This window comes from Oleiphilus sp. HI0132 (assembly GCF_001635845.1).
This window is the reverse complement of record NZ_LWGJ01000114.1, coordinates 1-8,503: the sequence shown is the minus strand read 5'-3', so window position 1 is coordinate 8,503 and position 8,503 is coordinate 1. Positions and strand designations below refer to the sequence as shown.

Annotated in this window: 10 protein-coding genes; 8 read left to right on the top strand and 2 right to left on the bottom strand. The window is 43.5% G+C overall.

Annotated features, from left to right (window positions below; genetic code table 11):
* Positions 1-137: acyl-CoA-binding protein (locus A3766_RS01525; RefSeq protein WP_197479166.1), on the bottom strand; the 137-nt coding region annotated here is incomplete at its 3' end.
* Between the two features lie 170 nt (positions 138-307).
* Here A3766_RS01525 and A3766_RS01520 point away from each other — a divergent pair.
* Complete coding sequence (locus A3766_RS01520; protein ID WP_068508730.1) at positions 308-799, top strand: DUF4442 domain-containing protein; 492 nt, start codon at positions 308-310, stop codon at positions 797-799.
* Positions 800-826: 27 nt separating this feature from the next.
* Here A3766_RS01520 and A3766_RS01515 read toward each other — a convergent pair whose 3' ends face one another.
* A complete protein-coding gene (locus A3766_RS01515; protein ID WP_068508731.1) occupies positions 827-2,278 on the bottom strand; it encodes a PLP-dependent aminotransferase family protein in 1,452 nt (483 codons plus the stop codon).
* A gap of 173 nt (positions 2,279-2,451) precedes the next feature.
* On the opposite strand from A3766_RS01515, the gene A3766_RS01510 reads away from it, so the two are divergent.
* The 7 genes from A3766_RS01510 to A3766_RS01480 all read left to right on the top strand — a co-directional run bounded on the left by A3766_RS01510 (position 2,452) and on the right by A3766_RS01480 (position 8,497).
* A complete protein-coding gene (locus tag A3766_RS01510; protein WP_068508732.1) occupies positions 2,452-2,685 on the top strand; it encodes a DUF1127 domain-containing protein in 234 nt (77 codons plus the stop codon).
* A gap of 136 nt (positions 2,686-2,821) precedes the next feature.
* Positions 2,822-4,252, top strand: a complete 1,431-nt coding sequence (locus A3766_RS01505) for a rhomboid family intramembrane serine protease (protein WP_068508734.1) — start codon at positions 2,822-2,824, stop codon at positions 4,250-4,252.
* 2 nt (positions 4,253-4,254) lie between these two features.
* Positions 4,255-4,869, top strand: coding sequence for a histidine phosphatase family protein (locus A3766_RS01500; RefSeq protein WP_068508738.1), 615 nt, complete (start codon positions 4,255-4,257; stop codon positions 4,867-4,869).
* Between the two features lie 143 nt (positions 4,870-5,012).
* The gene (gene hemN / locus A3766_RS01495) at positions 5,013-6,422 is read left to right on the top strand and encodes an oxygen-independent coproporphyrinogen III oxidase (protein WP_068508739.1); all 1,410 of its coding nucleotides are present in this window, start codon (positions 5,013-5,015) and stop codon (positions 6,420-6,422) included.
* A 96-nt stretch (positions 6,423-6,518) separates the two neighbouring features.
* Positions 6,519-7,172, top strand: a complete 654-nt coding sequence (locus A3766_RS01490) for a helix-turn-helix domain-containing protein (RefSeq protein WP_197469823.1) — start codon at positions 6,519-6,521, stop codon at positions 7,170-7,172.
* A 13-nt stretch (positions 7,173-7,185) separates the two neighbouring features.
* Positions 7,186-8,127, top strand: coding sequence for an alpha/beta fold hydrolase (locus A3766_RS01485; protein ID WP_068508744.1), 942 nt, complete (start codon positions 7,186-7,188; stop codon positions 8,125-8,127).
* Positions 8,128-8,146: 19 nt separating this feature from the next.
* Entirely contained in the window at positions 8,147-8,497 is a 351-nt protein-coding gene (locus tag A3766_RS01480) for a hypothetical protein (RefSeq protein WP_068508746.1), read from the top strand.
* The last annotated feature ends 6 nt before the right edge of the window (positions 8,498-8,503 follow it).

The following is an 8,503-nucleotide window of genomic DNA, read 5'->3' as shown; positions in this document are numbered from 1 at the left end:
CCTGAAACGTCACCTTCAGTTGCTTGCTTATACAAAGCATACATCTGCAACTTCTGCTCGTTTGAAAGCTGAACGTCACCTTCCGAGTTTTGAACAAAGTTTACGGTATCTTCAAATTGTTGCTTTAAATCGCTCATAACTTACTCCTGTTAATTTGGCGCGATTATAACTCGCTTAAATACAGATCGGTAGCTCTATAGGTAAAACCACTTTTCCATTTATGTGTATAATCTCACAGTTTTGATAAGTATCTACTTTATCAATAAGATCTAATTTTCTGTTTTCACTAATTTTTGGAGACCACATCTTGGCCAAGAAAAATAAGCTAAATAAAATTGTCAGTAACATTAATTCCTTGCCATCTTTCCTTCGCTCAACAGCGCTGTCTACTTTTTTTGGAAAGATGGTGAAGTTTACCGGCACTGCTGGAATTACAATTGAAGAGCTCAGCTGCGAACGAGCAGTGATTACACTAAAAAATAAAAAGAGTGTGCAAAATCATATTGGTTCAGTGCATGCTGTCGCCAGTATTCTGATCGCAGAGTCTGCTACCGGATATTTGATTGGTATGAACGTACCTGATAGCGCTGTCCCTGTGATCAAAACAATCAAAGCTGACTATGTAAAACGCGCCAAGGGCGACATGAAAGCCGTTGCAACGCTAAGCAAAAAGCAAATTGCTGATATCCAAAAACTCGAAAAAGGTGAAACCACTGTAAAAGTCAGTGTGACAGACGCTGAAGGCAAAGAACCCATTCTTATGGAAATGGTTTGGGCCTGGACACCTAAAAAACGTTAAGCTCTCCACTTAAAAGCTGAGCAAGTGTTATGTGAATCTGCTTAGTTCAGCTTTTAGTATATTCCCCAAAATCACAACAGCTTGCTCTCGCTCTCTGGTCCATTCATGTGCATAACTTAACCGAATATAGTTATGGTACTTACTCGAATCGGTTGAAAAGATTTCTCCTGGCGCAACAATGACGCCCTCGGCCTTAGCCAAATGGTAGAACTCTGTGCTATCTACACCATCAGGCAACTGTATCCATGCAACAAAACCTCCTTGCGGCTTAGTGATGCGTGTTTCTTTGGGAAAGTGTAGCGCAATTAAATCTAGCAACCTATCGCGCCTCTGGCTGTAAACTTCACGAGCATGCCTCAAGTGACGGTCAAAGCGCCCTCTAGACAAAATATCGGCAACCGCCAGTTGGGGTAAAGCAAAGTGACTGGAGTTGCTTAAAAAACGTTGGTACTCAATTTTTTCCCGATATCGCCCTGGCATCACCCAGCCGACACATAGCTGAGGGTCAAGCACCTTCGAAACTGAAGAGCACAGCAGAATTCGGCCACCCTTATCATAAGATTTAACAGCTTTTGGCCTAGCATCACTGTATGACAGCTCTCCGTAAATATCGTCTTCAATCATCGGTAAATCATATTTTTCTAAGAGCTTCGCCAACTTGAGCTTCGCAGTTTCTGGCATCAAGGCTCCCATGGGGTTGCTATAGCTAGGAACTGATAACACAACTTTTACGGGCCACTGCTCGACTGCCAACTGAAGCGCGTCGATGCTCATTCCCCTTACCGGATCTGAAGGAATTTCAAGCGCTTTTAGCCCCAAAGATTCGATTAACTGTAACAAGCCATAATAGCCTGGCGACTCTACCGCAACCACATCACCTTTTTCACACAGAGAGCGTAAACACAATACAATGGCCCCTTGGCAGCCAGCAGTAATAATAATTTCATCAGGTGACACTAACATGCCCGCATCAGAAGCACGTCTGGCGAGCTGCTTCCTTAGTTGAGGACAGCCTTTTCCTGAGTCATAGCCAATGCCGAGAAACTTCTCAGTCCGCACAAGGTTTGCAAATGATTTTTTTAGTTGTTCAATAATAGGGAAGTCACTTGCCGGGACCGCTGCACCGAAGCTGACATTATTTGGTTCTGCCGAACTGGCCAGGACGTCCATGATCAATTCTGAAGTGGTGACTTCATCCGGGCCGCAATCAGAGACAGAGTTGTGGATATGGTCTTTAGATAAATGTTCTACCGGCGCACTGAGCGCAATGGCTTTAACATAATAGCCAGACTTTGGCCTCACCTCAATCAGCCCCCAGTCCTCTAGTAAACCGTAGCTCATTAAAACAGTCGACACACTCACCGAGCGCTGTTTCGCTAATTCCCGAACAGAAGGAAGCTTATCCCCCCTAGCAAAAGTACTTTGCCGAATCTGCTCAGCAAGGTCATTTGCTAACAATTTATAAATAGGCTGTTTCATTGTTGTGCTCCCAGAACCATAACAGTTGTTCAAATATTATACTTAACAGTTCATTCATACTACATCTGTTATGGCTAATTTAGTTAAATTCTAAATCTGTTACGTATCAGACAACCTCCGTATAGTATTCATCTTCAAGCCCTATCATTATTAGTATTGCGAGGAAAGATACGATGAGACATGAAATACTCCCTTCGCCACAAGGTCTTCACAATTACTCAGGCTCATTAAAAGGCCTCACCAATCTATGTCTACGATTTGCCAAGCAATTACACTCGCTAGCATGGCGACTGGAGATACACCGACAACGTAAAAAGCTGCTTCAACTGAGTGATGCTCAATTAAGAGATATTGGCGTGTCCCGACAAGAAGCACAACTCGAAGCAAGTCAGCCTCTATGGAAGTAGAGGCTTAAGCCGTCAAATACCAGGAGGCAAATCACCCTGCTTTCTGTTATAAATAGGCTTCGTATCGGTATAAGAGCATTAAGCTGCCGTCTAATCGTGCAATGCTTATTAAAGATGGGTGAAAACAAAATACTCCATGTCTATCAAGAAAACTCCTTTTCTTACCTTGCTTCTGTCGCTCACATTGTTGATTAGCGTCTTATACGGGCATAAGCATGATGAACAACAGTGGCTATCTATAAACAAACATTACCAACAAGATTTATTAGCAATCGAAGCCCCCATTTTTTTTGATTACCTTGATCGTAGGCTAAACATAGAAGGCCTGGGTTCAGCCCAAAAGATTGATAGCTTAAAAGCTGATTTTGAAGATGGTGAGTCGCTTCCTACGATCAAAGCTATCTTGGAAGATTCAGCTTTTTCCTCCTATATCAAGCAGAATGGCAGCATGTTTCTTGAGAAAGCCATACTGGAAACATGGCATGAGGAGCGGCTTATAATTGAGCAAATGTATCGCGCCACCAGTACAAACTTACTTGGCCTTTCTGCTCAAGACTTCAGCATCAGACAGATCCTCACTCATGTTTTCGCACACCCCTCTCATCCATTGTTTATTTTAGTATTTCTATGTTTTTCAGTTTTATCCTTCTACTTTGAAAAGCGCTTTGGCGCCTTTAAGCTGTACTGCTATTTTCTGTTTTCGATGTTTATTTCTTCACTCACCTATCTATTATTCACAACCAAAAGCAATGCCGTCTTAGTTGGGCCTCTTGGTGCTATCTATGGCCTGGCAAGCCCGCTAGTGTTAGACAAACTAAAGAATTTCCAAGCCAAAAGAGAGTCCTTGCAACCCTCAAAATCGGCCTTATTCATGTTACTAATGCTTACTCTAAGCTTAATCACCTATACCGTTTTACATACGCTCGACCAACCTAGGCCTAGCATATATCTTCTTGCAAGCATGCTGCTTCCGGCACTCTCAACAGGCATTTTCATGAGCTTAAGCATGAAAGTTGCAGCGAAAGAAACCCCAAAAAACAAGCCAAGAATAACTGCCTCCGTTGATTGGGAGTACAGAGCAGAGCTTTCAAAAGCAATGGAATTCCTATCGCGCTTCGAGTTCAATACTGCACGCCAGTTATTGCGATCACTGGGTGCTAAATATCCCGAATCACGAGCAATATTGGAGCAGCGTTACAACTTGGCAAAATTGCATACTGAAGACTCGAGCTATTGGAAGCATGCACAGAACCTTATTGAACTGTGTGTCCGTAAATCAGACTACGAAAGAATGTGTCGATTATTTTCCGACATTCAAAAAAATGCTGCTAGTAAAAAAAGGGCTCAAGAATGCTTACAGCCCGAGCACTATCATAAGATGATGATGCTTTTTATTAAACATGGAGACCTGCCTAAAGCTGAGCAAGCCTTCTTGTTTCTCGAACTTGCTGGCAACCAACATATTACACAAGATGCTTGCCTCTTGCTTATTCAGGAGTTCAAAATAAGGCATACTGCTGCTAAACAACAGCAATATGAAATGCTACTCGAGCGACTCAAGGCTTAGTTATGAAAGCAAGCACTTTCGACCTAATCAGACATGGCGAACCCGTTGGTGGACAACTACTACGAGGTTCACAAGACGACCCCTTATCAGACTTGGGCTGGCAGCAAATGCACGACAGTGTAGGGGGTCATAAACCCTGGACCCGGATAGTGACTTCACCATTAAGTCGCTGTCAGGCCTTTGCCAATAAGCTAGGGGAAGACCTAAGCCTCTGCGTCGACATAAACCCGATGTTTCGTGAAATTTCCTTTGGTGAATGGGAAGGAAAGAGCGTCAAAGAACTGATGAAACACGACCCAAAGGCATTAAGAAACTACTGGGAAGACCCCGATAATCACGCTCCCCAAGGCTCCGAGCGAATGTCTGATTTCATTCAGCGTATTCATACAGCTTGGGAAGCCTTAGTGCTCGAATATCAAACTGAGCATACTTTACTTGTATGCCATGGGGGCGTTATCCGAGCTATATTAACCCACGTACTAGGTATGCCTAGTGACAGGCTTTGGAATATTGATGTACCTTATGCCAATGTAAGCCGACTCGCTTATCATCACTTTCCCGATGGCGGCCATACTGCTCAACTTAAATTTCACCAAGCACGCTTCTCTCAAGACTAAGCTCCACCTTTCTTCGTTCTGCACCTGAAGATGCACCTTTTTCGAGTATTTTTTGTACCAGTCATTTCCCTTGACGCACGTCAAGGCAGCTTACGCCTAGTGCGCATAAACTGATCCCCTAACAATGCAGGAGGAATGGATAGATGAAACCGCTTGAGGTGACCGAAGACTTGGCGCCCTTACTAAACAAATACGACGTTTACGGGCCAAGATACACATCTTATCCAACTGCACTTCAGTTCAATGATAACTTTACTGAAGCTGACTATCGTACTCATGCTCAGGCAAGTAACCAGTTGCCTGTTCCCAAGCCTCTTTCTGTTTATATCCACATTCCATTTTGTAAGTCACTTTGTTACTACTGTGGCTGCAACAAGATTGTGACGCACAAGCAGCAGCTAGCCACTGACTACCTCGATTATCTATATCGGGAAATCGAAATGCACGGCAAGTACTATGCTGACGACCGTTTACTGCAACAGATTCATTTTGGTGGTGGCACTCCCACATTTTTAAGCCCTCAGCAATTACGTGAAGTCATGGAAGTGCTGGCACAATCCTTCCACCTAGGTCTTCCTGACTCATTAGAAATTGGCATTGAAGTTGACCCACGTACAGTCACACCAGAAGAAATGACCGAATTAGTGACCATGGGCTTTAACAGAATCAGTATCGGCGTTCAGGACTTTGACCCTGAAGTGCAGAAAGCTATCAACCGTGAGCAAAGTAAAGAGCAGGTTGAAGCGGTTATCCAGTCAGCTCGCGATAACAAAGTTGATTCAGTATCTATTGATATTATTTACGGCCTGCCAAAACAGTCTCGCGCAAGTTTTTCGAATACGCTTGATGAAGTCATTCGTATTAAACCGGATCGAATCGCACTCTATAATTACGCACATATGCCTCAACGCATTCCGGCGCAAAGGCTGATTCACTCAGGCGACCTTCCAGGAACAGCAGAAAAACTTGAAATATTCACCGATAGTATCCAACGCTTAACTGAAGCGGGCTATATCTATATCGGTATGGATCACTTTGCACTACCTACTGACAGCTTGGCTAAAGCCCTTGATACAGGTGGTTTGCAGCGTAACTTCCAAGGCTATTCTACACATGCAGAATGCGATGTAATTGGTATTGGTGTCAGTGCTATCAGCCGGGTCAATGATGGCTATAGCCAGAATGTCACCGAAGTATCCAAGTACAAAACCGCCGTTGATAAAGGGCACTTACCTATCAAACGCGGCGTTAATCTCAATACCGATGACCGCATCCGTGCAGATCTAATCCAACAAATTATGTGTGACGGTGTCGTTGATTACAGTGACTTCGGTGACGGTCACGATATTTTTTTCCACCGTTATTTCAACAGTGAACTCAGTAGCTTGAATGACCTCGCAAGCGATGGTTTGATCGAATTAAATGACCAAGGATTCAAGGTGACACCCAAAGGAAGAATCTTTCTGCGGAACATCGCTATGACATTTGATGCATATTTTAATCAAACAACTCTACAGAATACTGAGCAACCAAGGTATAGTAAGACACTATAATTAAAATTTTATGGTGGTTTACGTATGCCGAGCTCAAATTCTGTGGCATCTCCGTCCTTTTTGAAGTGCGGACAGTGCTCTCTTGGAAAACTTTGCTTGCCAGTAGGGTTAGACTCAAATGACATGGTTTCGTTAGAAAACATTATTGAGCCTTCGTCCCCCTATAAAGAAAACGAGACCGTCTACCAGTCAGAACAACACTTTGAAAGGATCTACGCCGTTAAATCGGGCATGTTCAAAACCGTGGTTATTGATGCGAACGGTAATGAGCATATTGTCGGCTTCCACCTACCCGGTGAGCTTTTCGGCCTGGATGCGATCTACCCTCAGAAATATATTTCAACGGCTATTTCTCTTGGTACTTCCTCGGTTTGTGGTATTAACTACAACGATTTAGAAAGCCTTGCAGCGAAGCTTCCCTCTTTACAACGCCAGCTGTTTAGCTTAATGAGTAAGGAAGTGCATACTTCGCAATCAATGACCGTCGAGCATTCTGCTGACCAGAAACTAGCCGGTTTTATCCTCGCATTATCTTCACGCTACAAGCAGCGTGGTTATTCCGACACCCGCATTAACCTCATGATGCCGCGTCGCGATATTGCTAATCACTTAAATATGGCCGCCGAAACGGTTAGCCGTTTATTTAAGCGTTTTCAAAAAGAAGGCTTGCTAGAAATTAAGCGTACAGACTTACACATCATCGATATGAATGGCTTAAAAGAACTCGCAGGCTGCGCTTCGGCTTGTTAAACAAGGAGCGCGCGTGAGTAAACTTAAAGTCTTTTTGTTTGTCTTTGTCCTTTCTCTGGTTTCAGTCAATATCGCAAGCGACTACTATCGCGATGACCTTTATCGTTTAGCGATCGATTTTGAAGCCTCAAAAGCAAACCTTCTACCTAAAAAAATCTCGATTGAAGGCAAACCTTACGCTTATCTGGAAAACTCTCGCCAAGATAAGCTCGGCACAATCATCATGCTGCACGGCTTTAGCGCCAATAAAGAAAACTGGATACGTTTTTCTGAACCGCTAGCTGACAAGTATCACCTTATCGCTCTAGATTTAATGGGCCATGGTGATAGCACTATCGACATGAGTCAGTCTTACTCCATCGTCGAGCAAAGCGCATTCGTAAAACAGTTTGCAAGTGCCTTGAATCTCAAACGCTTCCATCTAGTCGGTAATTCTATGGGAGGCGCCATTTCATCACTTTACGCAGCAACCTACCCAGAGCAGGTTCTATCGATAACCCTAATTAGCCCTGCGGGTATCCATGATATTCCCTCAAAAATGGATGAGCTTTTATCTCAAGGTATCAACCCCCTAATCGCGTCAAACACTGATGAGTTCAACGAGCTTATGGACTTTGTAATGGAAGATAAGCCTTTCATACCCGACGTTATCACCAAGGTCGAAGCAGAAAAGTCCATTCGCCGCCTGGAAATCAATCAGAAAATATTCAAAGATATTCGTAGTGACTTGGGCAAGGGGCTGGAGCAAAAGTTCACCAGTATCATTGCGCCTACTCTAATTATTTGGGGTGAACAAGACAGGGCTATTAACGTAAAAAACATCGACAAATATACAAAATTAATCTCTGGTGCCCAACAGCTGGTACTCGAAGATATTGGCCACCTTGCCATGCTTGAGGCTCCAAGTGTTTCCGCAGAGGCAATGCTTGAGTTTTTACCCAAGCCTTCTTCTTAATACTACGTATAGAGTTAAAATGAACAGCACAATCAAGGAAAAAAAGGACTACCTGTTGCATTGGATGTATGACTTTATCGAAGATGATGAAGAGCCAGCATACTTGGCGCAGCATGTAGAGGAGTGCGACCAGCTAATTACAGCATTTATCCATGATGTGACTAGCAATCACCAAAACAATGATTTTTCTTGGGTTTCTACCCAAATTGAGTCTTTGGTGAAAAAACTAAATGACCTGAACTTCAAACTCGACCATCAGCTAATTGAGACCGACCAACGAGAAGATATTTGCGCCCTGATTAAACTAGTTGTACAAAGCGCTGGCCACGAGTATTCCGAAGATATCACTGAGCGATGGAGAACGTGGTAAATACCT

Excerpts from the sequence above, each read along its gene's own strand:
- A3766_RS01515 (WP_068508731.1), bottom strand. The coding sequence starts at position 2,278 with ATGAAACAGCCTATTTATAAATTGTTAGCAAATGACCTTGCTGAGCAG.
- A3766_RS01510 (WP_068508732.1), top strand. The coding sequence starts at position 2,452 with ATGAGACATGAAATACTCCCTTCGCCACAAGGTCTTCACAATTACTCA.
- A3766_RS01505 (WP_068508734.1), top strand. The coding sequence starts at position 2,822 with ATGTCTATCAAGAAAACTCCTTTTCTTACCTTGCTTCTGTCGCTCACA.
- A3766_RS01500 (WP_068508738.1), top strand. The coding sequence starts at position 4,255 with ATGAAAGCAAGCACTTTCGACCTAATCAGACATGGCGAACCCGTTGGT.
- hemN (WP_068508739.1), top strand. The coding sequence starts at position 5,013 with ATGAAACCGCTTGAGGTGACCGAAGACTTGGCGCCCTTACTAAACAAA.
- A3766_RS01480 (WP_068508746.1), top strand. The coding sequence starts at position 8,147 with ATGAACAGCACAATCAAGGAAAAAAAGGACTACCTGTTGCATTGGATG.